Here is a 25,857-nt window from a genome sequence, read left to right on the forward strand (position 1 = left end):
CTCCATGCCGCGCCTCCGTCACCTCCTCGCCTTCGGCGTCACCAGCTTCGTTTTCGCGCTCGCCGCGCACGCCCAGGAGGCCGGCTCGCCGGCGTCTCCGGCAGGGACCGAAAGCGCTGCGCGCCCCGCGGCGCTCGCCGATTTCGACGCCTACGTGGATGCGACACGCAAGCAGTTCGACGTCCCGGGCATCGGCGTGGCGATCGTGAAGGACGGCAAGACGGTGCTGGAGATGGGCTCGGGCGTGCGCAAGCTCGGCGAGCCGGCGAAGGTGGATGCGCATACGCAGTTCGCCATCGCCTCGAACACCAAGGCGTTTACCGCCGCATCCCTCTCGATCCTCGCCGACGAGAAGAAGCTGGACATGAACGACCGCGTCGTCGACCGGCTGCCCTGGTTCCAGATGTCCGATCCTTACGTGACCCGCGAGATGCGCATCCGCGACCTGCTCGCGCACCGCAGCGGCCTCAGCCTCGGCGCGGGCGACCTGTTGTACTGGCCGGCCACCACTTATACGACGCAGGAGGTGGTGCAACGCCTGCGCCACGTGCCGCTGACCAACAGCTTTCGCGCAGAGTACGCATACGACAATATCCTGTTCGCCGTGGCGGGCCTCGTCATCGAGCAGGTGTCGGGCAAGCCGTGGGCAGATTTCGTGCGCGAGCGCATCTTCACGCCCCTGGGCATGACCGAATCGCAGACGCATGCGCCCGACAGCATCGGGCCGAACGACGACATCGCCACGGGTCATGCGAAATTCGACTTCAAGGACCTTAAGCCGGTCGCCCCGATGTCTTGGAATAACAACCAGGCCGCCGGCGGCATCTATTCGAGCGTGCACGACCTATCGAAATGGATGAACATGCAACTGGCCGGCGGCACCTATACCGATGCCTCAGGAAAGCAGCAGCGGCTGTTCAGCGAGAAGCGGCAGGCCGAGATGTGGTCGCTGGTCACGCCGATCAAGATTTCCGAACCCAGCGTGCCGGAACTGAAGGCCACGAAGCCGAACTTCTCCGGCTACGGCGAAGGCTGGTTCGTTTCCGATTACCGCGGCCACAAGCTCGTATGGCACACCGGCGGCTGGCCCGGCATGGTGTCGCGCGTGACCCTGGTGCCCGATCTCAAGCTCGGGATCGTGGTGTTGACCAACCAGGAATCCGGCGCGGCCTTCCAGGCGGTGACATACCGTGCACTGGATGCCTACATGGATGCACCGAAGACCGACTGGAACGCGGCGTACGCGGCAAGCGTGAAGAAGTCCGAGGCCCATGCCGACGACAGCATGAAGAAACACGAAGCGGCACGTGCGAAGGGATCGAAGCCTTCGCTGCCGCTGGACGGCTACGTCGGCACCTACCGCGATCCCTGGTACGGCGACGTCAAGGTGGCGAAGCAGGGCGGCCGGCTGACGATGAGCTTCACGAAGACGGCGCAGCTCAAGGGCACGCTGGAACCGTGGCAGCACGATACCTTCATCGCCCACTGGAACGACCGCTCGCTCAACGGCGACGCCTTCGTGACCTTCGCGCTCGACCCGGACGGCAAGGTACGCGAGGTGCGGATGGAGCCGGTGTCGCCGCTGACGGACTTCAGCTTCGACTTCCAGGATCTGCGCCTGGCACCCGTCAAGGACTGACGGAACGCTCTATAGGAGCCGCTATAGCGGCTCCTACAGGCATCTACGCCGACGGATCCGGATCGATGGGCGATGGCGGTGCGCCGCTGGCGGTGGGGCCGACAAGATCGCTCACGCCGCCACCCGACCTCAGCACCAGGTCCTGCGGCCGCAGCAGCGGAATGTCCGCACCGCGCAGTCGCGCGACGATATCGAAGAGCAGGTCGCTCTTCACTCCGCCCACGTCGCGCGGACTGCCCACATAGCAGATGGCCATGAAGGTCATCGCCGCATGGTCGATGTGGTCGAGCATCAGCAGCGGCGGGGGTGTTTCCTGCACCGAGGCATGCGCATGCATCGCCGCGAGCATGTGGTTCCGCACTTCGACCGGGTCCGTGTCCAGTGGCATCGGCAGCTTGAACAGCACGCGGCCCTGCGGGTTCGCCATCGTCATGTTGCGCACGGGCTTCGTGATGAACGACGAATTCGGCACGATGATGGTCGAGCGGTCCGCCACCTGGATCTCCGTGGCGCGCACGTTGATCCTGCGGATATCGCCTTCGGCATCGTCCAGCACCACCCAGTCGCCGACCTTCACCGGCCGCTCCGCCAGCAGGATCAGGCCCGAAATGAAGTTCTGCACGATCGCCTGCAGGCCGAAGCCGATGCCGACCGAGAGCGCGGAAGCGACCCATGCCACGTTTTGCACCGAGAGGCCCATCGCCAGCAATGCGATGGCGACGACGATCACGATGCCGACGTATCCCAGCAGCGTGGTGAGCGAGCTGCGCATGCCGGGATCGAGGTTGGTCCGCGGCAGGTACTGCTCGGACATCCAGTTCTTGATGACCCGCACGGCCAGCAGGCCGAGGAAGAACAGGCCGATGGAACTCAGGATCTGGCTGGGCTTGAGTTCGACGTTGTAGATCTTCAGCGACTGCAGTTTGGCGCCCAGCGCGACGATGTCCGACGCACCCGCGCCGAAACCGGACGCCACGGCGGTGAGCCCGAAGAGGAACAGGGCCAGCCGCGCCACGCCGGAAAGCAGTACGCCGGCCTGGTCGAGAAGCTTCGGATGCGTGCCGAACACCGCCTGCGCACGTGCGCTCATCGGGCCCTTCTCGGAAAGGAGGGTCTCGAACAGGTCGTCGACGAGGCGCATCGTGAGGTACGTGGCCGCAATCACGATCGCCGTCCATACCACCTGGCCGGCCATGAACGAGGCGAACGCGATGAAACCGGCGAGTAACCCGATCCACGACGCGACGATGCCGATCCACGCCGCGGCGATGAACAGGCTGGCCCAGATCGGCCTCGGCGGCGGCGGGGTGCCTTCCTCGTCGTAGCGATACGTACGGCTGAGGCGCTGCAACGCCACCGCACTCAGCACGGTGAGTACGATCGCCTGCAAGCTGCTCGTGACCACGGTGGCGGCGAGGCTGGTGCCGATCGTGCGGTTCAGTTCCTTGAGGAAGTAGAACAGCACCACCGCCAGCGAAATCAGCATGGGAAAGCGGCGAAGGGCGAGCGCGGTCTCGTCGGGAATGGCGGGCAGGCGCCACGACGGGCGTTTCGCCGAGAGCAGCGCGCGGCCGAGTCCCGCCACGAAGGCGCCGAGGAACACGATACGCACGATGGCGCGCGCGATGTCGTCGGTCTCCTTGCCGAAGCCGTCGTTCCAGTTGAGCCCGAGGTAGAGCAATTGCGTGCCGAGGCCCGTCGTCAGCGTGGAGGTGAGGGCGATGCCGACGATCAGCGCCGAGCGACGCAATCGTCCGGGCGGCATGCGGTTGGCGGTGAGGCTGCGCACGCGCGATTCGATATAGAAGCGCACGGCGGTCATCAGGAGAAGGCCGAGCACGACGCAGGCGATCAGCGCCGTGCGGTTGCCGACTGTCCAGCTGCTGGCAAGGTCGCTCTTCACCGCGCTGGCGAATTCGCGCAGGTTCGCCGAGTCGCGCGGGAAGGCGTCCGCCGGCTGCGACCAGAATGGCCGGGAGAGCGGCGAGTTCGTGCGCTGCGAAATGGTTTCCTGGAAACGCGTGCGGCGCAGATCGGCCAGCTGGTTGCCGGTTTGCTGGGCCTCCAGGGCAAGGCCGTCCGCCTGCTTGATCCGCGCATCCACGCTGTCGAATGCCTTTTGCGCGTCCTTGCGCGTGGCGGCCAGTTCGGGAGCCTCCTTGGCCCCTCCGGCGGGCGGCGGGCCCAACTGGTCGAGCCGCGCCTTCGCGCTGTCCCTGTCGGGCTGCAGGGTGCCGGACAGTTTTTGCGCGGCTCCCGATACATCCACGGTCTTCCCGCGCAGGTCGTCGATGTCCTGGTTGGATATCCTGTCGTCCTTCATCGCCTTCTCGATCGCGTCGAGCTGGCTGCGCAGGTCGTCGATCTGCTGGGCGGGCGTGGGGTCGCCCGTCTGGGCCAGGGCCCCGCCCGAGCAGGCGAGGAACAGGGCGATGGAGAGAATTCTCAAGATGCGCATGGCGGGATGATCGAAGGCGGTTTCAGCAAGGTCAATGCCGGACCGTTGCGTTACCCTCGGTGAACGGCGCGCGTGTGGACGCTCCATGCGGCAATGCAGCTTTGCCGCGGAGAGTGTCGCCGCTATCCTGCCGCCCCTTTCTCCACGCCTGGAAGTCTCCCATGCGCAAGAAGCTGGTCGCCGGTAACTGGAAGATGCACGGCTCCCGCGTCATGGCCGACGCCCTCGTCGGCGAGATCGTCGAGAACCTGCCCGGAGGCGTGGAGGTGGTGGTCTTTCCGCCGGATGTGTACCTGGCGGGGCTGAGCGACCGATACGGCGACCGCGGCCTGGGCTTCGGTGCCCAGGACCTGTCCGAGCACCACGCCCTGGGCGCGTATACCGGTGAAATCGCCGGCGAGATGTTGCGCGATGTCGGTGCCGATTGGGTCCTGGTGGGCCATTCCGAACGCCGCCAGTACCAGCGGGAAACCGACGATCTGCTGGCGAAGAAATTCGACGCGGCGCGCACCGCCGGCCTGAAACCCATCCTGTGCGTCGGCGAGACCCTCGAGGAGCACGAGGACGGAAGGGCCGAGGAGGTCATCGGCCACCAGATCGGGGTGGTGATCGACTGCTGCGGCATCGAGAGCTTCCGCGACGCCGTGATCGCCTACGAGCCGGTCTGGGCCATCGGTACCGGGCTTACCGCGACCCCCGAGAAGGCGCAGAAAATTCATGCCGCCATCCGTAGCCAACTGGCAAAAAAGGATGCTAATATCTCGCTCCTGACCCGGGTGCTTTACGGCGGAAGCGTCAAGCCGGCCAATGCGGCCGAACTTTTCGCCCAGCCGGATGTGGACGGGGGACTCATCGGCGGCGCCTCACTGGTGGCTTCCGATTTCCTGGATATATGCGCCGCGGCGCGTCGATAAACGCGACACGGCAAAACAAGAAGACATGTTCATTCTCTTCAGCGTTTTCTATATCCTGATCGCCGCGGCGATGATCGTGCTGATTCTCATGCAGCGCGGTGCCGGCGCGGAGGCAGGTTCCGGCTTCGGTGGCGGTGCTTCCGCCACGGTGTTCGGTGCGCGCGGCTCGTCGAGCTTCATGACGCGAGCCACCGCTGTGCTTGCCACCCTGTTTTTCCTGCTCAGCCTCGGCATGGGCATCTACCTCGGTCGTACGGGCAATCCCCAGCCGGCCGCGGATCTTGGCGTGATGTCGGGTGTCACCACCCCGGCCGCTCCCGCCAATAACGCCCCGGTGGCCCCGGCCGCGTCGGACGTGCCCAGCGCACCCGCCGCCACGGCACCGGCAGCGAACAACGACGTTCCGGCCCCGAAGCAGGAAGCCACGCAGGCTCCCGCCGAACCGGCCAAGAAGTAATCGCGACACGCAGTAAAAGTTATGCCCAGGTGGCGGAATTGGTAGACGCACTACCTTGAGGTGGTAGCGGCTTAGGTCGTGGGGGTTCGAGTCCCCCCTTGGGCACCAACGCAAGATCCGGACAACCTCGACCGGATCGCAAAAGAACCCGCGAAAGCGGGTTTTTTTGTGGCCGCATGCTCACGCTCGTCATCCCGGAGAAAGCCGGGACCCAGCGCCTCGGTCGCCCTGTCTCCGGCGGCCTCCGGCGCGATCCCGTTCATTCTTCTGCAGTTTTTTTGCAGTTGATCTTAGTAAATGCTAGATTTGCTGAGCATTTATTACCTCAGCTACGGAGTTTCTGCATGTTGATCGAATTCTCCGTCGCCAATTTTCGCTCGTTCCGGGAGCGCCAGACGTTCCAGATGACCGCCGCGCCGAGACCGGGAAAGAGGGAAAACGTCTTCAGCACCAACGTCCCCGGCGACAAGCTGCCCGACCTCTTGAAGGTTGCTGCGATTTACGGCGGCAATGCGTCGGGAAAGACGAACCTCATAAGGGCCTTGGGCATCTTCTCCAAACTGGCAGCTCATCGTCCCGAGGCCAGAGCCCGAAGCCTGCCTGTGGAACCATTCCGTTTCGACGCTGCGTTATTGAACGAGCCGAGCGTGTTTGAGGTCCACTTCATCGCGAACGGCACCCGCTATCAGTTCAACGTAAGTGCGACGCGCGAGCGCATCATGCACGAATCCCTCATAGCTTTCCCTCGCGGCAAGGAAGCACTGCTCTATGTGCGGGCTCGTGGGGAGATCGCCGACGAATATGAGTTCGGTGGGGCGTTCGAAGGACCCGCTGGGATTCGGGACGTCTGGCGAGGGCTAACTGGACCGCAGTCCCTCTTCATATCGCAAGTTGTGGCCAATAGTAGCGAGGACCTTAGTCAGCTTCGGGCTCCATACGCTTGGCTAGCCCAGGGTGCAGTCGTCCTCGACGACGGTCCGAAGCAACTCGAGCGTATCGCCGAGGCTCGAACGGGGGAGTTTTGGAGCGGGGAGTCCGCCGATACGTGGAAGGAGGGCATCAGTGCCTACCTCCAGGATATCGATGTGCCTGTTACGAGTTATCGTTTGGAAGAAAATGAGACAGGGCGAGCAAGAATAATTCTGACCCACCAAACGAGGCTTGGGGAGGCTGATTTTGAGCTGCATGAGGAGTCGAGCGGTACGCGAAACTTGATTGGATTCTGGTTGATGTGGAATCTACTGATAGGAAGCGCAGGCCCGTCCCCAGAACGATATGGCATCATCGTGGTTGATGAACTCGATGCGAGTCTTCATCCCGAGATTGTCGAACACCTTGTTGCCAAACATATTTCGTCAGGGTCGAAGACCCAGCTCATCTTCACCACCCACGACACCCACCTCATGAGCACACGGTTGCTCAGGAGGGACCAACTATGGGTGGCCGATAGGAACAGCGACGGTGCCACGCGATTGACATCGATCCATTCCTACGAGGGGCGCGAAGGCGAGGACGTCGAGAAGCGGTACTTCGAAGGCCGCTACCGTGGCCTGCCCGTGCGCAAGCGAGGCTGACCATGGCACGGACAGGGAGGTCGTTCAACCGTAGCAAGCCCGATCGCGCACCGCAGCCGACCATCTTGATCATCTGCGAAGACACCAAATCGAGCAGAAATTATCTCGAGATGCCGCCATCCACTTTCGTGTGAATGCGAAGGTGGAAGTCACGCATTGCGGCAAGACGGACCCCAAGGGAATCGTCGAGGAGGGGATACGCAGGAAGGCGCGGTTCGACAAGGTTTTCTGCGTTGTCGACCGCGATACCCATCCCGGCTGGGACGAAGCCATGCGCCTGGCTAAACGGCACGAGGGACTCGAGATCATCTCGTCGTTTCCCTGCTTCGAGTTCTGGCTCCTCCTCCATTTCAACGGCAACCGGAAGCCCTATGTCGCGCAAGGCAACAAGTCGCCGGCGGAATGTTGCGTCGCCGATCTGAAGAAGTGCGAGTCGATGCGGGACTACGACAAGGGCAGGATCGGGCGTGTCTTCCAGTCGCTGGTCGGGCGTCTCGCCGGTGCGAGCAAGCGATCGGAGGAAATCCTCAAGGACGCGAAAGTGACCAACGCCTTCAACCCGAGCAGCAGGCTGCACGAACTGATCCGGTTCTTCGAAGCCTTGGAAAAGGAAATGAACCCGTGAGCCGCACGACTTTGCTTTAGGCCCTTGCCACGCTAATCTCGCCCTTGGGGTGAGGTCCGCTAACCATCGAGGCCCGATATGAAGATTCGGCATTGGTTTGTCGTGACGTTCTTATCCACCATGTGCCTGACGGCCGTATCCACCGAGCGGGGGCGGGTGCCTCCCATCCCGGCGGCCGATCACGAGACCATCCGGAACTACCGGATCGACGACGATGTTCTGCGGCGATTGCTGGCGGTTTCCGCCGATGCCCAGAAAGCACACGTCGGCGGCACGTGGTTCTTCGCCCAGCTGTTTTCCTATTCGCTGGACGACATCACCGACCGCGTGTTGACCAAGCAGCCTCGCCTGGCCCGCATCGTCGAGAAACATGGCTTCGGCCGACGCGAATACATGACGGCGGTCTTCGCCCTGGCGAGCGCGAGGAAGGTGGCACTCTACGGTCCGGAAGAGCCCGAGGTGCACGACCAGTTCGTGTCGTCGAAGAACGCAAGCGACGCGAACATCGCCTTTTACGAATCGCACCAGGCGTTGCTCGAGCCGCTGATGGGCGGAGGCCCGGTGACACAGGCCAATAGGAAGCGCATCGGGGATTGAGGTATATACCTCGTCTATGGACTACGACATCTCTCTCGCATCCAGCGTGAATGTGGACGACATAAGCGCGCTGCTGCAAGCGAATGCGCCGTCGCAAGGCGGTTCCCTGACCGGGGAGTTCCCGCCCGACAAGGTCAGGAAGATGATCATCGGCGGCATGCCGGTCGTGGTGGCCCGCCGTGAGGGAAGAGTGGTGGGCGTGTTGTTCAGTGCCGCCACGGACGCGCCCGCGCCGCCGGTCGTCCGGGCCATGCTCGACGCTTGGTCCGGCGGCTCCGGGTCTTATGTGTACGGGCCGGTCTGCATCGCGGATACCGAGCGGGGGAGAGGTTTGCTCCCGCAACTTTGTGCGGTGCTGAAGAAGCGGCTTCCTGGGCGCGAGGCGATCCTCTTCATCCGGACGGATAACATCGCTTCCATACGTGCCCACGAGCGGTTGGGCATGCGTGAGGTCGCGAGGTTCTTCTTCGAGAGCAGCGATTTCGTCGTTTTCAGCAGTGACGCCGATGGCGTAGGATGACCCGCTGCCACCCGGGATGGATGTATGGAAGAGATTGAGAGTCCGGTGAACCGCCTGTTCGGTTTCGTCGTCGAATTCGCCGAGCAGATGCTGGCGACGAGCGGGGAATTCTTTCCGTTCGGCGGCTCGATCACCGACACCGGCGAGATCGCGGCGGCTGCCGGCATGGCGGATGACGGTTCGGAGCACCCGAACGCGCAGGATGTGTACCGGCGCGCTGCGCAGGGGCTCGCGTCGCTTGTTTCCCGTGACGACGACGTGGCGGCCGTGGTGCTCGTGGCGAACGTCATCATTCCCACGGAACTCGAGCCGGTGGCCGAAAGCGGCATCCGGGTGCATGTCGAGGCACCCGGTTTTGCTCGGATGGTTTACATACCTTATGATTTCACGGGCGAGGATCAAACGGTTCGGCTGCACGAACCGGTTGCTGTCGAGATCGAGGCCGAGTTCTTCGACTAAGGCGCGAGCCTTCATCGCCGCTGAAGTGGCTTCCGCACAGCGCGATCCTCCTATCGTTCGCGGGACTGCAGCAATATGCGCTGCCACCTCTTCGGAACGCGGTCTTCCGGGCCGGGTACGGTCTGGTCGACAGGGTGACTGTTCGGCGGCGCCAGAATGGGGCCGTCGAACACGCTTTCGTCGCGGTAATCGTAGAACCAGTCTTCGCCGGGCTCGAAACTCTGGATGATCGGGTGGCCGGTTTCCTGCGCGTGTTTCGTGGCGTGTTTCGCCAGGGAATCGTCGCAGCAGCCGATGTGGCCGCACTGCGCGCAGCGGCGCAGGTGCAGCCACCAGCCGTCCTCGCGTTCGCATTCGGCGCATCCGGTACCGCTGGGAGCCGCCGTTGGATCGATGCCGTTGCCTTTGCCGTTCATGTCCGCATTCCGTCGACCGATGTCGTCAGGAAGCGTAAGGCAATCCGGAGTTCCATGGCATTGGGGCAGCCGCGGGCCAGCAGGGCCTCGATCTTCTCGGCGGCGTCGGCGACCTTCAGGCAATCGTGCTGGAGCGCGCAGCGGACCATGTAGTTGGCGCGGAGCTGTGCCTCGTCGTAATCGTGGTGCAGCAAGGCCTGGAGTAGCCCGAGGGCCTCCAGGGATATCTCCTGGGCTGCCGAGTCCTTGCACATTCCACCCATGGTGCCGAATGTCGGTCACAATGCAATCCGCCTTCCGGCCTAAGCGGCGTATCCCGGGACGAGGCAGACCCGGGTTGCCGGGCGGATAAGCGGCTATCCTCGGTCACCGGCCCCTCAGCCCAAGGACAAGAGCATGCCCGTCGTCGCCACCGCGCTCACCGTCCTGGTGATCCTGATCCACGTGTACATCGTCGTCCTGGAAATGGTCCTGTGGCGCTCGCGCGGGCCGAGGGTGTTCGGCATCAGCGCCGATTTCGCCCGGGACAGTGCCGCGCTCGCCTCCAACCAGGGGCTCTACAACGCCTTCCTCGTGGTCGCGTTGGCGTTGGGACTCGCCCTGCGCGAGCCGTTCGCCACGGTCTTCGTCTTCTACGGCCTCGGTTGCGTCGTCGTGGCCGGCCTGTGGGGCGCGCTGACCGCCAGCCGGCGCATCCTCTATGTCCAGGCCCTGCCGGCCGCCCTGGCGCTTGCGGCCCAGTGGATGGCCCGATAAGGAAAGCGCGGCAGGGGGCCGGGAATAGGCGCGCGGCATTGTCCATAATGCGTCGACCCCTGGCGATGGAGTGGACATGCCCGATACGGACCTGCCCCTGGCGCACCCGGAAATCACGCCTCCCCCACGGGCGTACACCTTCGAACTGGGGCTTGCGCTGGCCGGTGCGGTGTCCGGCGGCGCCTATGCCGCCGGTGTCCTGGATTTCGTCTATGAGGCGCTGGAACACTGGTACGAGGCGAAGCGGAACAAGCTTCCGGTCCCCAGCCACGACGTCCTCCTGAGGGATATCTCGGGCGCGTCGGCCGGCAGTATCAACGGCGTGATGTCGGCGGTGGCGCTGCCTTACGCGTTTCCCCACGTGCACATCGCCGATGTGGACGTGCCGGACAACCCGTTCTACGACGTCTGGGTGAAACGGATCGACATCCGTGGTTTCCTCGGCACGGACGACCTCAAGGACAAGAACGTCCCGATCGCCTCGCTGCTCGACACGCGCTCCCTGGACGATATCGCGGCGCACGTCCTGCGCTTCGAGGGCCCGCCACTGGCGCGCCCTTACGTCGCCAACCCGCTGAAGCTGGTGTTCACCGTGACGAACCTGCGCGGCGTGCCGTATGCGGTGCCGTTCGCGGGCGCCACCGCGGACGCCGTGCACAGCATGGTCGCGCACGAGGACTACCTGCGCTTTGCCGTCGACACGGGGCAGGGGCCTTACGACCGCGCCTGGCAGTACCCCGACGATCTCTACGTGCCGCATCCCAAGCAGCTGCCCGATCGAGCCTGGACCTCCCTGATGAACGCCGCGCTGGCATCCTCGGCGTTCCCCGGCGGCCTGCGTTATCGCGAGGTGGAGCGGCGCTGGAGCGACTACATGCAACGCACCGTCGTGGTACCGGACGAACATGGCAGGTCACGGGTCGTGCCGATCGAGCCGAGGCGCGACGCATGGGACCGCCACGGCCCGACCTACCGCTTCGTCGGGGTGGACGGCGGGGCGATGGACAACGAGCCCTTTGAACTCGCCCGCACCGAACTGGCGGGCACCCTGGGCCGGAACCCCCGCCGTGGCGACGAAGTGAACCGCATCGTGCTCATGGTGGACCCGTTTCCCGAGCCCGACGACCTGGGGCCTGAATTCGCGGCGTCGATCAACATCGTGGAAGCGCTGACGGCGCTCTTCGCCTCGTGGAAGCAACAGGCGCGCTTCAAACCCCGGGAGATCGCCCTGGCGCTCGACGATGCGGTCTATAGCCGCTTCCTGATCGCGCCCACCCGCCCCGCGCTGGACGGAACCACCCGCTGGCTCGGCGGCCGTGCCATCGCCGCGGGGGCGCTCGGCGGTTTTTCCGGCTTCTTCGCCGAAGCCTACCGCCGCCATGACTTCCTGCTCGGCCGGCGTAACGCCCAGCGTTTCCTGGCCGAGCATTTCCTCGTGCCGGCGAATAATCCCATCGTCGCCGGGTGGGCCGCCGATCCGGCGCTGGCCCACTTCCTTCGCGATCGCGACGGCGTGCGGCACGCACCGGTCATTCCCCTCGTGGGGCACTGCGACCCCGGCCAGCGCGAAGACCTTCTTCCGGACTGGCCCAAGGGCGCCTTCGATCCGGCGAGCCTCATGCCGGCGGTAAAGAAGCGGCTGGATGCGCTGTATTCGGTCGCCACGGCCACATGGAAAGACAAGATCCTGACCTGGCTTGCCTGGCATACCTATGCACGCAGGAAGCTGCTCGATTTCGCCTCGCGAAAGCTGCTCGAAGCGTTGCAGAAACATGACCTCTGGTGAGGAAAAATCCCTTAAATCGTGGCAAACGACATCGTGCATTCGATTTCGTGAAGAACTACAAAAATTTCCTAGCCGAATTTGCGCACGGCGTATGGTCGTGACGCGAAAACGGGAGTAGCTTGGTTTCCAGGCCACAGATCGCAGGTTTTCGTATGAACATGACAGCCGCGCCGCGGGCGATCGTCTTCGAAGATCATTCGGGTCTGGCTTCCGCCCTGACCGACCTGCTCGCCGAGCGGCTCGGTTACGACGTGGCCGCCTGCGCCGATTGCATCGAGGAGGCCATCCGGGTGGCCCACGTGGAGCCTTGCGACGTGGCCGTGGTGGACCTCGATCTGCAGGGGATCATGGCCTATCCCGCGCTGGACGAACTGAAGCGCCGCGGCATCCCGTACGTGCTGGCTACCGGCTCGATGGCCGTCGATATCCCGCATCGGTACCAGGCGCCGCTGGTATGCAAGCCATACAGTGCGCACCAGCTCGAGAACGCCATCCGCGAAGCGAGCCTGGCGCGGGCCGGCTAGCCCGGGCGTGACCCGGTCCGGCCTGCTCGCCCGCGGCGCGGCCGGACTTCTCGCGGGCCTGTTGCTGTTCGTTTCCGGTGCCTGGGGGGCGTTGGCCCTGGCGTTCCGTTTCCCAGGGCCCCGCGCCCTGCGTCTCGCCGTCGCGACTGTCTGGATGGCGGGTTGCCTGCTCGCATGGGTCGCATGGCTGTCCTGGGGGGCGAAGTGGGCGTTGCCCACCGTTGCCGTTGGCTATGCCGCGCTGCTGGTCTGGTGGGCGTCGATCCGCCCGCGCAACGATCGCGTATGGGCCGACGACGTGGCCTGCCTGCTGCGTGGCGAGGTGCGCGGTCACGATGTGGCGCTGCATAACGTGCGCGATTTCGACTGGCGCGGCGAGAACGACTACGACGCACGCTGGGAAACGCGGGTATACGACCTGGATCGCCTGGCTGGGGCGGACGCCATCGTCTCCTACTGGTCGGGCAAGGCGATTGCGCATGCCATGCTTTCGTTCGGCTTCGACGACGGACGGCATGTCGTGTTCTCCGTGGAGATCCGGCGCAAGCGCGACGAGGCGTTCTCCGAGATCGGCGGCTTCTTCCGTCAGTTCGAACTCGTGCTGATCGCCGCGGAAGAACGCGACATCGTGCGCGTGCGCACCAACGTGCGCGGCGAGGACGCGTACGTCTTTCCGCTGCGGATGACGCCCGAAGCCATGCGTTCCCTTTTCGTCTCCTATGTGGAGGCGGCGAACGAACTCGAGCGGGCGCCGCGCTTCTACAACACCGTCACCTCGAACTGCACCACCATCGTCTACCGCATGGCGAAGCGGATCGATGGCGCACTGCCGCTCGACCTGCGCCTGCTGTTGACGGGATACCTCCCCGAGTACCTGCGCGACGCGGGTGCCCTCGACCGTCGCTTCGACGTGGACGAATGGCGGCGAATGGGGCGGATCACGTCGCGGGCCAAGGCAACCGGTCCGGACGACGATTTTTCGGCAGCGATCAGGCAGGGTATGCCGTCCGCTCAGTCGGCCTCGTCCGGCGATTCCACGGTGTAGCCGCGGGACCGCAATGCTTCGAGATAGCCGTCCTTGCCCAGGAGGTCGTCGATCGACACGATGGCGACGGCCTGCGCATCCGTCGCCAGGGTCGCGTTGACGGCGGCAAGCCAGCGTTCGCGTACCGCCTTCGGAACGTCGGCGAGGCCGATGCGCTGTGCCACGCCGCCCTCGGTCACCGCATTCATGCAGGTTATCCGCTGCTTCGCGCTACGCTCGTCGCGCAACGCGGCGATGTCGCCCGTGGCCCAGGCATTCGCACGCCGCGTCATGTCGGCCAGCTGCGCATCGATGTTGTCGACGCTCTGCGTGAAGCAGGACACGTCGTCGAGCGTCGAATGCTTGAACGACTTGATGGCGGCGCGCGGGTCGTCCACCAGCAGCGTGTACTCCACCGGCACCTGTCGCACGCCGTGCTTGCGGGCCAGGTCGGCCACCGAGCGGGTAATGTCCCCGGACTTGCCCAGCCCGGCCTTCTTGACGGCCGACTTGTAAAGTTCCAGCACGGCGAAGATGGGACGGTAGCGCTCCACGCCGCGATCGTTGCCGATGTAGCGGGCCTTCACCGCGAGCCAGCGCGCGTAGACGTCCGGCGGGACAGTCTCTTTCAGCGTGGCCCCGTCGGGCGCCTTGCGCACGCCGATGAGGGAGGGAAGCAAAGCCAGGCGTCCGAAGAAGCCGGTGTTGGGCTTGATCTCGACGTGCGGGGGCATGATGAGCGCGCCCGAATGGGCGAGCGCGTCGTCGATCTCGCCGGTCTTCCAGGTCATCTTTCCCGGCAGCGGCACGAGGCTGCCGAGAATGAGGAGCGTGTGACCGTCGCGCCTCGCCCGCCACAATCCCGGTCCGGGCTGTTCGCCGCTGACCGTGACGGCTTCCAGCGTAGGGATATAGCCCGTCGGTGCCGTCTGCGCCACCGCTACGGCGGGAAGCCAGGCCATGCAAAGGAAGGCGAGGGTGGCGGGAAGGGTGTGCGCGCGCATCGTGGAAGTATAGGAGGCTCACTCTTCGCTCGCCCGTCTTTCACGCGGCGCGTCGAAGATGGAGGGATGAACCCGAACGGAGTCCGTACCATGAAGATCGGCATCATCGGCGCCGGCAACATCGGCCATACGCTAGCCCGCCGTTTCCGGGAGATCGGCCACGACGTGCTCATCGCCAATTCGCGCGGTCCCGAGACGCTCACCCACATCGAGCAGGAAACCGGCGCCGTCGCCGTCACTGCCCGCGAGGCCGCGCGCGGCGTCGATGTCGTCATCGTGACGATCCCCGAAGCGAAGGTGACGAGTCTGCCGCCCGACCTGTTCGACGGCGTGCCCGAGGAAACGGTCGTGGTCGACACCGGCAACTATTATCCGCAGCAGCGCGACGGCCGGATCGAATCGATCGAGGATGGCGTGCCCGAGAGCCAATGGGTGTCCGATCGGATCCGCCGTCCCGTGATCAAGGCGTTCAACAACATCTATGCCGAGCACCTCGGTACGCTCGGCAAACCCGCCACGGCCGATGCGAGGATCGCGCTTCCCGTGGCGGGCGACGATGCCAATGCGAAGGCGAAAGTGCTGAAGCTCGTCGATGAGTTGGGCTTCGACGGCGTCGATGCGGGTTCGCTGGCCGAGTCGTGGCGTCAGCAGCCGGGAACGCCCGTTTATACGGCCGATCGCGACCTGGAAGGCGTACGTCAGGCGTTGCTCGACGCGCAACGCGCGCGGAAGCCGGAGTGGCGCGCCTCGAAGAGCAGTCCGGGCACGTTCGACGAGCCCCGTTGATCGCGTCGTGATCGCCGCGTGAAGGAAAGGCCGGGATCGCTCCGTTGTAGCGAAGGAATGAAACGGATAATCTTGCGCCTCTGTTGATGCTGCCGTCTCGCCCCATGTCCCTGGGATCGCCGGCCCTACGCCTTGCGAGGTTACCCACCTTTTCCATGGCCATGGTGATCTACGACATTCCCTTCCATCCCGATATGGCGGGTCTTTGGCACGTGCAGATGAATGGCGTGCCGACTGAGAACTTCGAGACGCGAATCGCCGCCATCGCCTACGCGGTCCAGCAGTCCAAGCTGCTGGGCACGCAGAACGGCGTCCAGGTGCTGGTGTCGGTGGAGGGTGCCGACGGCATCTGGCGCGAGTTCGAATCCAACGCGAAGCGCCCGGTCAGCGGGCTGCAATAGCGCTGCACGTCGCGTTGATGCGCGATGCATAGGATGGGAGCCGGAAACGGAGGATCACCCCACCCATGACGCATCGAAAGATCGGTTACTTCGACGTGGAAGGCACGTGTTACGTTGCCAAGCCAGGCCGCTGGCGCGGTAAGTACGTCATCAGCGAGGATGGCGAGGAGATAAGTGAGAAGCTCTGCGTGACATTGCATGAGAACGAGGACGATGCCTGTGCGGAGGGCATGCGCCTCGGCATCCTGGCGGCCCGCCAGTTGATGAAGGATCGCGAGGGTTTCGATCCCGGCGAGACCTGACGCGAAGAAGGCCCTGTGCTGCATAGGGCGTGCCACATGCCCCTGTTTTTCGGGGCCGCAATATATTCCGAATGGCCGATGGTGCGTCCTTCCTGCGCGGCGTAAGTTTTCCTTGCGTCCCTGTGAATGAAGCGTTTTTTCAGGTCCATTCCCGGAGCCGCGAAGTCCCAGCCCAACTCCCCTAAGGCTTCGGAGACTCACAATGAAAAGCTCGTCGCAGAAGGTGCTTCGGCGCCACGGCCTCGCATTGTCCATCGCCACCGCCCTGGCGTGCGGCGCGGTTGCCGCGCAGGAGGCGCCATCGCCGCCGCCACCGCCGCCGCAGAACGCGCAAAGCGGCCAGACCACGGAACTCTCCACCATCACCGTCACCGGTTCGGCCCTCCCGCGTATCGACGTGGAAACTCCCTCGCCGGTGACCACGATCACCGCCGAGCAGATCCAGAAGAGCGGCCTGACCACCGTCTCGGACGTGGTGCGAGCGGTATCCGCCGATAACAGCGGGTCGATTCCCGCCTCGTTCACCGCCGGTTTTGCGGCGGGCTCGTCGGGTGTCGCCTTGCGCGGCCTCACCGTTAATTCCACCCTGGTGCTGATCGACGGGCGGCGTGCGGCGAGCTATCCGCTGACCGACGACGGCCAGCGCTCGTTCGTGGACCTGAACACCATTCCTTCCAACGCCATCGAGCGTATCGAGGTGCTGAAGGACGGCGCTTCGTCGCTCTATGGTGCGGACGCCATCGCGGGCGTGGTGAACGTCATCCTGCGTCCGGACTACCAGGGCACGGAATTCACCGCCGACATCGGCACCTCGCAGCATGGCGGCGGCACGACCAAGCGCGCCACGGTGCTGTTCGGCGGCGGTGACCTGAAAAAGGACGGCTGGAACGCTTACCTGAGCGCGGAATGGCAGCGGGACGAGGAAATCCTGACGCGCCAGCGCGGCTATCCGTACAACACGGCCGACATCCGTCGCAGCGGCGGAAACAACCTCATCGGCGGTCAACCGTCGCAGAATTCCGGGTCGATCTATGGCACGGTCACCCCGGGCACGTTGTCGCGTCCCGGCGATGTGACATCCGGCGTTGCCGATCCGGATGGCGTGGCGCAGCCGCTCGCACCCTGCGGTCCGAGGTCGACACTGGTGACCGACGACCCGGCGAATCCGGGCAGCTACTGCGCGCAGAACTTCGCACGCTACACCGCCATCCAGCCCACCATGGACCGTCGTGGCCTGTATGGGCGTTTCACCCTCAACGTGGGCGAGCGCTCGAAGGCCTACCTGGGTGCCAGCTACTACGAAGTGACCACGACCTTCCCGGGCGCGCCGGCACAGATCCAGGCGGGGACGCCGCGCAACACGAATTCGATCGCCCTGCCGGCCACGCTGCCCGACGGCTCGCTCAATCCGAACAACCCGTTCGCGGCGGAGGGCAAGGCCGCGCTGATCAACTTCGGTTTTCCCAGCGCGCTCGCCAGCGGCGGCAGCAAGAACCACAACCTGCGCATCATGGGCGGCTTTACCGGGTACTGGGGCGACTGGGGTTACGACACCGCGCTGGTGTTCAATCATTCGTCGCTGGATACGTGGCTGAACGGCTTCCTCGACTACAACAAGCTGATCGAGGTCGTCACCAACGGCACATACAACTTCCTCGACCCGGGGTCCAATTCCCGGGAGCTGCTCGACGCGCTGTCGCCGCAGCTGAAGAAGACATCCACGAGCGACCTGCAGCAGTTCGACTTCCGCGTCACGCGGCCGCTGGCCGACCTGGGCGGCGGTGCGCTGGGGCTGGCGGCGGGCATCGACGTACGCCACGAAGAGCAGGACGATCCGGACCTCAATCCGGGCCTGCGTGCGCAGGGTCTCGGCATCGCGCACGTGAAGGGCGACCGCACGGTATCCGGCGCCTATGTGGAACTGGATGCGCCCTTCCTCGAGTCGCTGGAAGTGGACGTCTCGGGCCGGTTCGACCATTACTCGGACTTCGGCAACAACTTCTCGCCGAAGATCGGCATCAAGTGGAAACCCATCGAGGAGCTTGCCTTGCGCGGCACCTTCTCGAAGGGATTCCGCGCGCCAAGCTTCGCCGAGAATGGTTCGAGCGAGGCGCAGGGCTTCGCCACGTACACTCCGCCGGAAGACTTCCAGGCCCTGCACAACAACAGCGGCTACGTGCAGCCTTATGGCCTCGCTTTCCTCACGCGGGCCAATCCGGACGTGAAGCCCGAGCGCTCCAAGAGCTGGACGTTCGGCGTGCTTTACCAGCCCACGCAGGACCTCAGCGCGTCGCTGGATTATTACCGGATCAAGAAGACGGGCGTGATCGCGCAGCAGAGCCCCAGCGCCGTGCTGGATGCGTACTATGCCGGCCAGCCGTTGCCGGAAGCCTCGGCCATCGTGCCCGACGTGCCCGACCCGGCGGCGCCCGATGCGTTGCCGAGGCCGTTGATCGTCTCCGCGCCCTACGTCAACCAGAATGCGCTGGAGACGAAGGGCCTGGACCTCAACCTCAAGGCAGGATTCGACCTTGGCCCGAACGTGCGCTACACCAGCGAACTGAACCTCACGAAGATCATCACGTGGAAGCTGACCCTCGAGGACGGCACGCGGCTGGAATTCGTGGGCACGCATGGACCCTATGGCGTTTCCTCGGGCGCGGGCACGCCGCGTTATCGCGGGTCGTGGGCCAACAGCATCCAGTTCGGGAAGGCGACGATCACCGGCACGTTGTACTACACCAGCGCCATCAAGCTCACCGCGCCGGACATCGCCCCGGGATGCTTCTCCACCAACACGGACACGGGCGCGAACGTACCGGCGAGCTGCCGCATGGCCTCGTTCACCGACTTCGACCTGACCGGCCGTTACGACCTCACCGACAAGGTGGCGATCACCGGTTCCGTCATGAACGTGTTCGACAAGAAGGCGCCGTTCGACCCGCTGAACTATGCCGCGCTGAACTACAACCCGACCTACGCACAGAACGGCGTGGTCGGCCGGTTCTTCACCCTTGGCGTGCGGGTGAAGCTGTAGGAAGCATTGACGGGCCCGGCCTTTTGCTTTAAACGGCTCCCTGGGGGAATACCAACAGGGGGCCGTAAAGGCCATGGCAAGTCGATTCACGCATTTTCGCTCGATCGAAGTCCGTTCCAACCCGGATACCGCGGCAGCATGGCCGGACGGCTTCATGCCGGGCACGGTCGCGCCGTTCGTGATGCGCTACGGCACCGATTTCCTGGTGGCCATGCAGCGCGCCGCGACAGCGCACGATGCCGCCGAGGCGACCGCCGCCTCCGAGGCCGAGCCGGCTTAGGGACGCGCTAACGTTCCGCGGGCCGTGCCGCCGGTGCCCGCTCGCCGTCGTCGGGTACGTCGCCGGCCGGGCCGCCGCGATGGATGGCGCCGATCACGAAGATCGCCACGAGCGCGACGATCAGCGCGATAAGGGCGTAGTAACGCGAACGGTTCATCGGGTGCTCCGGGGGGACGAGCCGAGTCTCACGGGCGGCCGGTCAAGGAAATGGATGGCCGGTGTTAGGGGTTCGTGCCGTCAATCAGGTCCGCCACGGCATCGACCAGGGCGTGGAGCGAGAAAGGCTTGCCGAGGATGGATGCCCTGGGCGGCAGCCGCGGCGCGTCGGCGAACGCCTCCCACGCGTAGCCGGTGATGAACAGCACCGGGAGATCGGGCATGGCTTCGCGCGCGAACTGGGCCAGCTGGCGTCCGTCCATGCCTGGCAGGCCGATATCGGTGACCAGGATGTCGGGTCTCGAGGCGCCACGCAGGGCGCGCAGGGCCTCCGCGGCTTCGGCATGGTCTTCCACCGAATAACCCGCTTCCTCGAGAACCTCGCGTGCGAGGGACCGCAGCATGTGTTCGTCTTCCACCAGGAGGACGCGCCGGCCCGCCCCGTGGCAGGTGCTGCGATCGATATGCGCGTGCGTGGCCTTGGTGTCGCCGGCATGGCGCGGTAGCCACAGGCTCACCGTGGTGCCCTTGCCGGGTTCCGATTCGATGATCGCCCGGCCGCCCGTCTGCCGCGCGAAGCCGTCGACCATCGAGAGGCCGAGGCCCGTGCCCTGACCGATCGATTTGGTGGTGAAGAACGGATCGAAGGCCTTCTCCGCCACCGCACGCGACATGCCGGTGCCGGTATCGGTCACCGCGATGACGACGTAGTCGGCCCGCCCCATGCCGATGTCCTGGGCCACGGCGTTGCGTGTCGCGATGCAGAGCATCCCGCCGCCGGGCATCGCGTCGCGTGCGTTGATCGCGAGGTTGAGGATCGCGCTTTCCAACTGGCTCGCGTCGGAAAGCGTGCGCCACAGGTCGTGCTGCATGCGCAGCTCAAGGGCTACCTGTTCGCCCAGCAGCGGGCGGAGCAGCAGGTCCAGCCCGCGCACGATGCCGTTCGCATCCACGTCGGACAGCGACAGGGCCTGTTGCCGCGCATAGGCGAGCAGGCGATGGGTGAGGCCGGCCGCGCGGTTGACGGCACCGTGGGCGGCATCGAGCATGCGCCGGGTATTTCCCAGCCTGCCGTTCTCGATGCGTTCGCTCACGATCTCGATGGCGCCGCCGATGCCGCCGAGGATGTTGTTGAAGTCGTGCGCGATACCGCCCGTGAGCCGTCCCAGCGCCTCGAGCTTCTGCGCGTGGCGCAACTGGTCCTCCATGTCGCGCCGCTTCTGCACGTCGCGGCCCATGCCATAGACCACCTCGCCGTCGGGCACGCAGGTCCAGGCGAACCAGCGGTGGCTGCCGTCCTTCGCGCGCAGGCGCACCTCGAGGTCTTCCACCGTTTCGCCGTCCAGCAGTTGGGTCATCGCGTCGCGGGCACGATCGAGGTCGTCGGGATGGACGAGGTCGCCGAAGCCCATGCTGGTGACCTCGCCGGCTTCGTACCCAAGCTCCTTCTGCCATGCCGGATTGACGTTGCGGTAACGGCCGTCGCGCGCCATGACGATGTAGAGGTCCGGCGACACGGCCCAGATCTGGTCGCGCTCGCGCGTGCGGACGTTGATCTCGCGCTCCAGCGAGTCGTTCAACTCGCGGAGGGTCATTGCCGAGCGCACGCCGCGCGTGGTCTCGTTGGTCATTGCGTACATCCCGATGACCTTGCCGCATTCGTCGCGCAGGGGCGCGAACGAGAAGGTCCACCACGTGCTCTCGACGAAGCCGTGCCGGGTCATCGCCAGCGGCAGGTCGCGATGCATGCTGCCGTTGCCGGCCAGCGCCTGCGCCACGTGCCCGGCGATGTCGTCCCATACGTCGGCCCACAGTTCGTCGAAGCGCTTCCCGATGGCGCCGGAGAGACGCCTGCCGAGGATGGCCCGGTAGGGATCGTTGAAGAAAAAGACCTGTCCCGGTTCCGCCGACACGAACATGGGCTGCGGCGAGCCGAACATCGTGGCGAGCATCGCGCGAAGCCCCACCGGCCATGTCGCCACCGGGCCCAGCGGCGAACGGTCCCAGTCGAAGGCGCGTATCTCGGCGGCCGTCGGGGAGTCGGCGGGGAGGAAGGCGAAGGGATCGGGGTAACGGTGGTTCGACATGTCCGGCGCCGGTAGCTGGCTTCCGGAATAATGCAAGGGCCGCGAAGGCTGCGTCGTTGCGAATCTTGTCGTGGCGTGGCTGTCACGCGCGATCCACGGCCAGCGTCGGAACGTCGTCCACGACACCAACCCGAGGAGGGACACGCATGAACGACGACAGCGCGCCGCAGCCAGGCAAGCAGAAGGGCGGCATCGGTTACATACTTCTCTGGATCCTGGGCGTGCCCATCCCGATCCTCATCCTCATCGCCCTGGTACGCGGCTGCACCTGAGGTAAGGGCCGGTTCCCGATATGCTTCCCTGGTTCTCCAGGGAAGCCCCCATGTCCGAACCGACCCTCCCGCGCAGCCCGGGCTCAAGGAGAGGGCGCGGGGGCCCCCGGCCCCCGCGCAGGACTGTCAATGATGGCGATCGTTGTCGCGGGCGCGATCCGCTGCCTTGCCGACTTCACGCTGGGCCTTGCCGACATTCTTTTCGATCTTGCCAGCCGCTTCCTTTGCGTGGTTGCCCGTCATCTTGCCGGCCGCTTCCTTCAGGCTGCCCTTGACTTCGTGTTTCATGCCTTCGGTACGGTTCTTGTCCACGGTGACCTCCTCGCTGTGACTGCGCCTTTCGCAGTGCGATCTGTGTACTCCGGCTGTGGATTACCGATGCGTGAAGCCTGCGTACGGCCTGCTTCACCGTTTTGGCCGCGCTGACGCGGACAGCACACGCGCATCACGTTTGCCCGAGCAGTCTCGTCAGCCGACGACACCGTCAACTCCCGGAGGAGCCTCGAGTCATGCCTGAGAAGAAAACCACTGCCAGGGCACGAAAGGACAAGCGCGAAGGGAAGTCGGCCTCGACACAGGCCGGTGAATACGTACGCGAAGAGATCGAGCATGTTCGCGAAGGCAAGCATGGTGCACGTTCCGCCAAGCAGGCCATCGCCATAGGCCTGTCGAAGGCCCGCCGGGCGGGGGTCAAGGCCAAACCGTCGAAGACGGCGAGCAAGGCGACGAAGAAAAAGGCAGCGCAGGATTCCCGCGCAGCCACCCGCAAGCGTTCGTCGGGAACGACCGCGAAGAAATCCGCCACGCGCAAGCGCGCGTCGACGAAGAAGTCCACGGCGAAGAAGTCCGCGACAACGAAATCGACGGCGAAGAAATCGACAGCCCGGTCGCGGGCCACGACGGCGGCGTTGAAGCGCGATGGGCGTTCAGCCGCATCGAAGCGGGCCCTGTCGGCGCAGGGGCACAAGGCTGCCGCCAAGCGCAGCGCTTCCAGCCGTTCGGCCTCCGCGAAGAAGGCGGCGCGGACGAAGGGCGCGGCGGGACGTAAGACGGCCGCGAAGAAGGCGGCACGGACGAGGGCGCGGAAGGCGTCCTGACAAAAGGAAGGCCCGCCGCGAGGCGGGCCTTCCGGTATGGGGGCAGAGCGTTGTTAGAGGGCGTCGCCGCTCAGGCGGCTGGCCACTTCGCCCAGCCAGTCGTAGCCGTCCATCTCGCCGCCGAACAGGTCGAAGCTGCCGCTGCCGTTGGCACCGGCGGCGAATTCGTAGGTGGCGATGCCGTATTCGTTGCGCAGTTCGTTCATGTCGTGTCTCCCAGTCAGTACGACCGGATGTCTCGATACTCTGGCGCCGACGCCGCCGGTCTCTGGCGTGGCGGGGACCTTACGCTCCCTGGACCTTCCGAAGAAGTCGCGCGGGGGCACCGGTCCGTTTCGTTTGGTGAACAATCGGTTCGTTAGGCTTTCGTCACGCGGCTTTGGGGCCGAATTTCTGAACTAACGAGTTTACTACGCCCCTTTACTATGGGCGGCCCGAGGCTTTACAAGGCCTCACAGGCATTAAAAAGTTCGACAACGGTTGTAAGCAAAAGGTTCAAGGAAATCCTCAACGGGAGCCGTTCCTCGGTTTCCTCGGACCCTTACCCGAGCCTTTCGTTCGCCGTCTGGGGCGTATCCGTTAACCCTAGTTTAACTCAATGGGTCCCCCGGTGTCACCCGAGGACTGTGAAAGCGTTCACGAATGTCCTCGGAGACGGTTGGAGACCGGCCTGCCGGGCTAGAATTCCGGGTTACGCCGGCCTTCTTGCCGGACCGATAGTCGAACGAGGGAAACCGTCCATGAAGTCTCGCGCCGCCGTCGCCTGGGAAGCAGGAAAGCCGCTGTCCATCGAGGAAGTCGACGTCCAGGGACCCAAGGCGGGGGAAGTGCTGGTCCGCATCGTCGCCACCGGCGTCTGCCATACGGACGCGTATACATTGTCAGGCGACGATCCGGAAGGCGCCTTCCCGGTGATCCTCGGCCACGAAGGCGGCGGCATCGTGGAAGAGGTAGGCGAGGGCGTCACCTCGCTGAAGCCCGGCGACCACGTGATTCCGCTCTATACGCCCGAGTGCGGCGAGTGCAAGTTTTGCCGTTCGGGCAAGACCAACCTCTGCCAGAAGATCCGCGTCACCCAGGGCAAGGGGCTGATGCCGGACGGCACCTCGCGTTTCTCCGTGAACGGGAAGCCGCTGCTGCATTACATGGGTACCAGCACCTTCAGCGAGTACACGGTGTTGCCGGAGATCTCGCTCGCGAAGATCAACAAGGACGCCCCCCTCGAGAAGGTCTGCCTGCTCGGCTGCGGCATCACGACAGGCATCGGCGCGGTGCTCAACACCGCCAAGGTGGAGCCCGGCGCCACGGTGGCCGTGTTCGGCCTGGGCGGCATCGGTCTCTCGGTGGTCCAGGGCGCGGTGATGGCGAAGGCCGGGCGCATCGTGGTGGTCGACACCAACCCGTCGAAATTCGAGATGGCGAAGATGCTCGGTGCCACCGATTTCGTGAATCCGCGCGACTATCCGGATACGCCCATCCAGCAGGTCATCGTCGATCTCACCGACGGCGGCGTCGATTATTCGTTCGAGTGCATCGGCAACGTGGACGTGATGCGCGCCGCGCTGGAGTGCTGCCACAAGGGGTGGGGCGAATCGATCATCATCGGGGTGGCCGGCGCGGGGCAGGAAATCCGCACCCGCCCGTTCCAGCTCGTGACGGGTCGCGTCTGGCGCGGCTCGGCGTTCGGCGGCGTGAAGGGCCGCAGCCAGTTGCCGGGCTACGTGGAGCGTTACATGGGGGGAGAGATCAAGATCGATCCGATGATCACGTACACGATGGGTCTCGAAGACATCAATCGCGCCTTCGACCTCATGCATGAGGGTAAGTCCATCCGCTCCGTCATCGTGTACTGAGGACGGATCGCATGGCTTTCCACGAATTCCGCCTCGAGGGCGACTACGTCGAACTCAACCTGCTGCTCAAGCTGGTGGGCATCGCTTCCAGCGGCGGCGAAGGCAAGCATATGGTCGCCGACGGCCTGGTTTCCGTCGACGGCGTGCGCGAGTTGCGCAAGACGTACAAAGTGCGTGCCGGGCAGGTGGTGACGATCGGCGACGAGGAAATAAGCGTCCTGCCCGAGTTCGACTGAGCGGCGCCCAAGTCGCTGGGTGCCTGCTTTCGCAGGCACGACGTGCGGCAGCATCCCGTCGTCGCCCCTGCGAAGGCAGGGGCCCAGCGACTTGCGTTCCCCTGGGGTTACATCCCGGACGTGGAAGACTTCGCCGGTGCCGACATCGAGTCGTCCTTCTTCATCTTGTGCGTCTTGTGGGTCGACTTCATCGCATCGTGGCTCATCGAATCCTCGCCCTTCTTCATCGAATCGTGGCTCATCGAGTCGCCGCCCTTCTTCATCGAATCGTGGCTCATCGAGTCGTGGCCCATCGAATCGTGGCCCATCGAATCGCCGCCCTTCTTCATCGCTGCGGTCGAGGACGAGGTGGGAGTGGCTTGCGAAGCGTCCTGGGCGAGGACGGCCCCGCTCATGGTCATACAGCCGGCGAGCATCGCGACGATCAGTTTCGTATTGCGCATGATGGATCTCCTGGAACGGATGGCGCCTTGGGACTCTCGGCGATGTTCGGCGCGAAGGCATCGCTCACCGGTAAGACCGGACTAGCAAAGGTTTGCTGACGCTATCCCTTTTTCAACGCGTTTTCTCTTTGCAAAGCAGCAAATTGTCGGCATT

At 64.8% G+C, this 25,857-nt stretch carries 30 protein-coding genes and 1 tRNA gene; 22 read left to right on the plus strand and 9 right to left on the minus strand.

Features of this window, described 5'->3' with window-relative positions; all coding sequences use genetic code 11:
• Positions 1-4 precede the first annotated feature (4 nt).
• Positions 5-1,639 carry a serine hydrolase gene (locus HBF32_RS02000; RefSeq protein WP_166697962.1) on the plus strand — a complete coding sequence of 545 codons (1,635 nt, stop codon included), beginning with the start codon at positions 5-7 and terminating at the stop codon, positions 1,637-1,639.
• A gap of 43 nt (positions 1,640-1,682) precedes the next feature.
• Here the strand turns inward: HBF32_RS02000 and HBF32_RS02005 are convergent, their stop codons facing one another.
• Positions 1,683-4,097 (minus strand): DUF3772 domain-containing protein, encoded by a 2,415-nt coding sequence (locus HBF32_RS02005; RefSeq protein ID WP_166697963.1) that lies wholly within the window; start codon positions 4,095-4,097, stop codon positions 1,683-1,685.
• A gap of 161 nt (positions 4,098-4,258) precedes the next feature.
• Between HBF32_RS02005 and tpiA the strand changes: the two genes are divergently transcribed.
• The 8 genes from tpiA (at position 4,259) to HBF32_RS02045 (ending at position 9,243) form a co-directional block, all read left to right on the plus strand.
• Positions 4,259-5,011 carry a triose-phosphate isomerase gene (gene tpiA, locus HBF32_RS02010; RefSeq protein ID WP_166697964.1) on the plus strand — a complete coding sequence of 251 codons (753 nt, stop codon included), beginning with the start codon at positions 4,259-4,261 and terminating at the stop codon, positions 5,009-5,011.
• A gap of 25 nt (positions 5,012-5,036) precedes the next feature.
• Positions 5,037-5,468, plus strand: coding sequence for a preprotein translocase subunit SecG (gene secG / locus HBF32_RS02015; RefSeq protein ID WP_166697965.1), 432 nt, complete (start codon positions 5,037-5,039; stop codon positions 5,466-5,468).
• Positions 5,469-5,491: 23 nt separating this feature from the next.
• A tRNA-Leu gene (locus tag HBF32_RS02020) sits at positions 5,492-5,576 on the plus strand.
• 236 nt (positions 5,577-5,812) lie between these two features.
• On the plus strand, positions 5,813-7,042 hold the full coding sequence (locus tag HBF32_RS02025) for an AAA family ATPase (protein WP_166697966.1): 1,230 nt from the start codon (positions 5,813-5,815) through the stop codon (positions 7,040-7,042).
• A gap of 73 nt (positions 7,043-7,115) precedes the next feature.
• Positions 7,116-7,667 carry an RloB family protein gene (locus HBF32_RS02030; RefSeq protein WP_205287744.1) on the plus strand — a complete coding sequence of 184 codons (552 nt, stop codon included), beginning with the start codon at positions 7,116-7,118 and terminating at the stop codon, positions 7,665-7,667.
• 102 nt (positions 7,668-7,769) lie between these two features.
• Complete coding sequence (locus tag HBF32_RS02035) at positions 7,770-8,264, plus strand: hypothetical protein (RefSeq protein WP_166697967.1); 495 nt, start codon at positions 7,770-7,772, stop codon at positions 8,262-8,264.
• A gap of 16 nt (positions 8,265-8,280) precedes the next feature.
• Positions 8,281-8,784 (plus strand): GNAT family N-acetyltransferase, encoded by a 504-nt coding sequence (locus tag HBF32_RS02040; RefSeq protein ID WP_166697968.1) that lies wholly within the window; start codon positions 8,281-8,283, stop codon positions 8,782-8,784.
• A 24-nt stretch (positions 8,785-8,808) separates the two neighbouring features.
• Positions 8,809-9,243: a hypothetical protein gene (locus HBF32_RS02045; RefSeq protein ID WP_166697969.1), complete on the plus strand. Its 435-nt coding sequence runs from the start codon at positions 8,809-8,811 to the stop codon at positions 9,241-9,243.
• 50 nt (positions 9,244-9,293) lie between these two features.
• On the opposite strand, the gene HBF32_RS02050 is transcribed toward HBF32_RS02045, so the two are convergent.
• The gene (locus tag HBF32_RS02050) at positions 9,294-9,659 is read right to left on the minus strand and encodes a UBP-type zinc finger domain-containing protein (RefSeq protein WP_166697970.1); all 366 of its coding nucleotides are present in this window, start codon (positions 9,657-9,659) and stop codon (positions 9,294-9,296) included.
• Positions 9,656-9,922 (minus strand): hypothetical protein, encoded by a 267-nt coding sequence (locus tag HBF32_RS02055; RefSeq protein ID WP_166697971.1) that lies wholly within the window; start codon positions 9,920-9,922, stop codon positions 9,656-9,658. Before HBF32_RS02055 ends, HBF32_RS02050 begins: the two co-directional genes overlap by 4 nt.
• 133 nt (positions 9,923-10,055) lie before the next feature.
• Between HBF32_RS02055 and HBF32_RS02060 the strand changes: the two genes are divergently transcribed.
• The 4 genes from HBF32_RS02060 to HBF32_RS02075 all read left to right on the plus strand — a co-directional run bounded on the left by HBF32_RS02060 (position 10,056) and on the right by HBF32_RS02075 (position 13,770).
• Complete coding sequence (locus HBF32_RS02060; protein ID WP_166697972.1) at positions 10,056-10,415, plus strand: DUF1304 domain-containing protein; 360 nt, start codon at positions 10,056-10,058, stop codon at positions 10,413-10,415.
• Positions 10,416-10,491: 76 nt separating this feature from the next.
• Positions 10,492-12,201, plus strand: coding sequence for a patatin-like phospholipase family protein (locus HBF32_RS02065; protein WP_166697973.1), 1,710 nt, complete (start codon positions 10,492-10,494; stop codon positions 12,199-12,201).
• A 152-nt stretch (positions 12,202-12,353) separates the two neighbouring features.
• On the plus strand, positions 12,354-12,725 hold the full coding sequence (locus tag HBF32_RS02070) for a response regulator (protein ID WP_166697974.1): 372 nt from the start codon (positions 12,354-12,356) through the stop codon (positions 12,723-12,725).
• Positions 12,726-12,732: 7 nt separating this feature from the next.
• A complete protein-coding gene (locus tag HBF32_RS02075; RefSeq protein ID WP_338039724.1) occupies positions 12,733-13,770 on the plus strand; it encodes an Lnb N-terminal periplasmic domain-containing protein in 1,038 nt (345 codons plus the stop codon).
• Here HBF32_RS02075 and HBF32_RS02080 read toward each other — a convergent pair.
• Positions 13,737-14,753: a TraB/GumN family protein gene (locus tag HBF32_RS02080; RefSeq protein WP_166697975.1), complete on the minus strand. Its 1,017-nt coding sequence runs from the start codon at positions 14,751-14,753 to the stop codon at positions 13,737-13,739. The two genes, HBF32_RS02075 and HBF32_RS02080, sit on opposite strands and share 34 nt — an antisense overlap.
• A gap of 66 nt (positions 14,754-14,819) precedes the next feature.
• Here HBF32_RS02080 and HBF32_RS02085 point away from each other — a divergent pair, with 66 nt between their 5' ends.
• The 5 genes from HBF32_RS02085 (at position 14,820) to HBF32_RS02105 (ending at position 19,559) form a co-directional block, all read left to right on the plus strand.
• The gene (locus tag HBF32_RS02085; protein ID WP_166697976.1) at positions 14,820-15,539 is read left to right on the plus strand and encodes an NADPH-dependent F420 reductase; all 720 of its coding nucleotides are present in this window, start codon (positions 14,820-14,822) and stop codon (positions 15,537-15,539) included.
• Between the two features lie 155 nt (positions 15,540-15,694).
• Entirely contained in the window at positions 15,695-15,940 is a 246-nt protein-coding gene (locus tag HBF32_RS02090; RefSeq protein ID WP_166697977.1) for a DUF2188 domain-containing protein, read from the plus strand.
• A gap of 65 nt (positions 15,941-16,005) precedes the next feature.
• Positions 16,006-16,242, plus strand: coding sequence for a hypothetical protein (locus HBF32_RS02095; protein ID WP_166697978.1), 237 nt, complete (start codon positions 16,006-16,008; stop codon positions 16,240-16,242).
• A 202-nt stretch (positions 16,243-16,444) separates the two neighbouring features.
• Positions 16,445-19,279 (plus strand): TonB-dependent receptor plug domain-containing protein, encoded by a 2,835-nt coding sequence (locus tag HBF32_RS02100; protein ID WP_166697979.1) that lies wholly within the window; start codon positions 16,445-16,447, stop codon positions 19,277-19,279.
• A gap of 73 nt (positions 19,280-19,352) precedes the next feature.
• Positions 19,353-19,559 carry a hypothetical protein gene (locus HBF32_RS02105; protein ID WP_166697980.1) on the plus strand — a complete coding sequence of 69 codons (207 nt, stop codon included), beginning with the start codon at positions 19,353-19,355 and terminating at the stop codon, positions 19,557-19,559.
• 7 nt (positions 19,560-19,566) lie between these two features.
• Here the strand turns inward: HBF32_RS02105 and HBF32_RS02110 are convergent, their stop codons facing one another.
• Both HBF32_RS02110 and HBF32_RS02115 read right to left on the minus strand, forming a co-directional pair.
• A complete protein-coding gene (locus tag HBF32_RS02110; protein WP_166697981.1) occupies positions 19,567-19,716 on the minus strand; it encodes a hypothetical protein in 150 nt (49 codons plus the stop codon).
• Between the two features lie 64 nt (positions 19,717-19,780).
• Positions 19,781-21,802 carry a hybrid sensor histidine kinase/response regulator gene (locus HBF32_RS02115; RefSeq protein ID WP_166697982.1) on the minus strand — a complete coding sequence of 674 codons (2,022 nt, stop codon included), beginning with the start codon at positions 21,800-21,802 and terminating at the stop codon, positions 19,781-19,783.
• A 146-nt stretch (positions 21,803-21,948) separates the two neighbouring features.
• Between HBF32_RS02115 and HBF32_RS19450 the strand changes: the two genes are divergently transcribed.
• Positions 21,949-22,074, plus strand: coding sequence for a hypothetical protein (locus tag HBF32_RS19450; protein WP_275690409.1), 126 nt, complete (start codon positions 21,949-21,951; stop codon positions 22,072-22,074).
• Between the two features lie 126 nt (positions 22,075-22,200).
• On the opposite strand, the gene HBF32_RS02120 is transcribed toward HBF32_RS19450, so the two are convergent.
• Positions 22,201-22,386, minus strand: coding sequence for a CsbD family protein (locus HBF32_RS02120; protein ID WP_166697983.1), 186 nt, complete (start codon positions 22,384-22,386; stop codon positions 22,201-22,203).
• Positions 22,387-22,583: 197 nt separating this feature from the next.
• Here HBF32_RS02120 and HBF32_RS02125 point away from each other — a divergent pair, with 197 nt between their 5' ends.
• Complete coding sequence (locus HBF32_RS02125) at positions 22,584-23,171, plus strand: DNA-binding protein (RefSeq protein WP_166697984.1); 588 nt, start codon at positions 22,584-22,586, stop codon at positions 23,169-23,171.
• 53 nt (positions 23,172-23,224) lie between these two features.
• On the opposite strand, the gene HBF32_RS02130 is transcribed toward HBF32_RS02125, so the two are convergent.
• Positions 23,225-23,377 carry a hypothetical protein gene (locus HBF32_RS02130; protein ID WP_166697985.1) on the minus strand — a complete coding sequence of 51 codons (153 nt, stop codon included), beginning with the start codon at positions 23,375-23,377 and terminating at the stop codon, positions 23,225-23,227.
• Between the two features lie 534 nt (positions 23,378-23,911).
• Between HBF32_RS02130 and HBF32_RS02135 the strand changes: the two genes are divergently transcribed.
• Positions 23,912-25,024 carry an S-(hydroxymethyl)glutathione dehydrogenase/class III alcohol dehydrogenase gene (locus HBF32_RS02135; RefSeq protein WP_166697986.1) on the plus strand — a complete coding sequence of 371 codons (1,113 nt, stop codon included), beginning with the start codon at positions 23,912-23,914 and terminating at the stop codon, positions 25,022-25,024.
• An 11-nt stretch (positions 25,025-25,035) separates the two neighbouring features.
• Positions 25,036-25,260, plus strand: a complete 225-nt coding sequence (locus HBF32_RS02140) for an RNA-binding S4 domain-containing protein (RefSeq protein ID WP_166697987.1) — start codon at positions 25,036-25,038, stop codon at positions 25,258-25,260.
• A gap of 107 nt (positions 25,261-25,367) precedes the next feature.
• Here the strand turns inward: HBF32_RS02140 and HBF32_RS02145 are convergent, their stop codons facing one another.
• Complete coding sequence (locus HBF32_RS02145) at positions 25,368-25,703, minus strand: pentapeptide MXKDX repeat protein (RefSeq protein ID WP_193570315.1); 336 nt, start codon at positions 25,701-25,703, stop codon at positions 25,368-25,370.
• Between the last annotated feature and the right edge of the window lie 154 nt (positions 25,704-25,857).

The organism is Luteibacter yeojuensis (genome assembly GCF_011742875.1).
Lineage (GTDB): Bacteria > Pseudomonadota > Gammaproteobacteria > Xanthomonadales > Rhodanobacteraceae > Luteibacter > Luteibacter yeojuensis.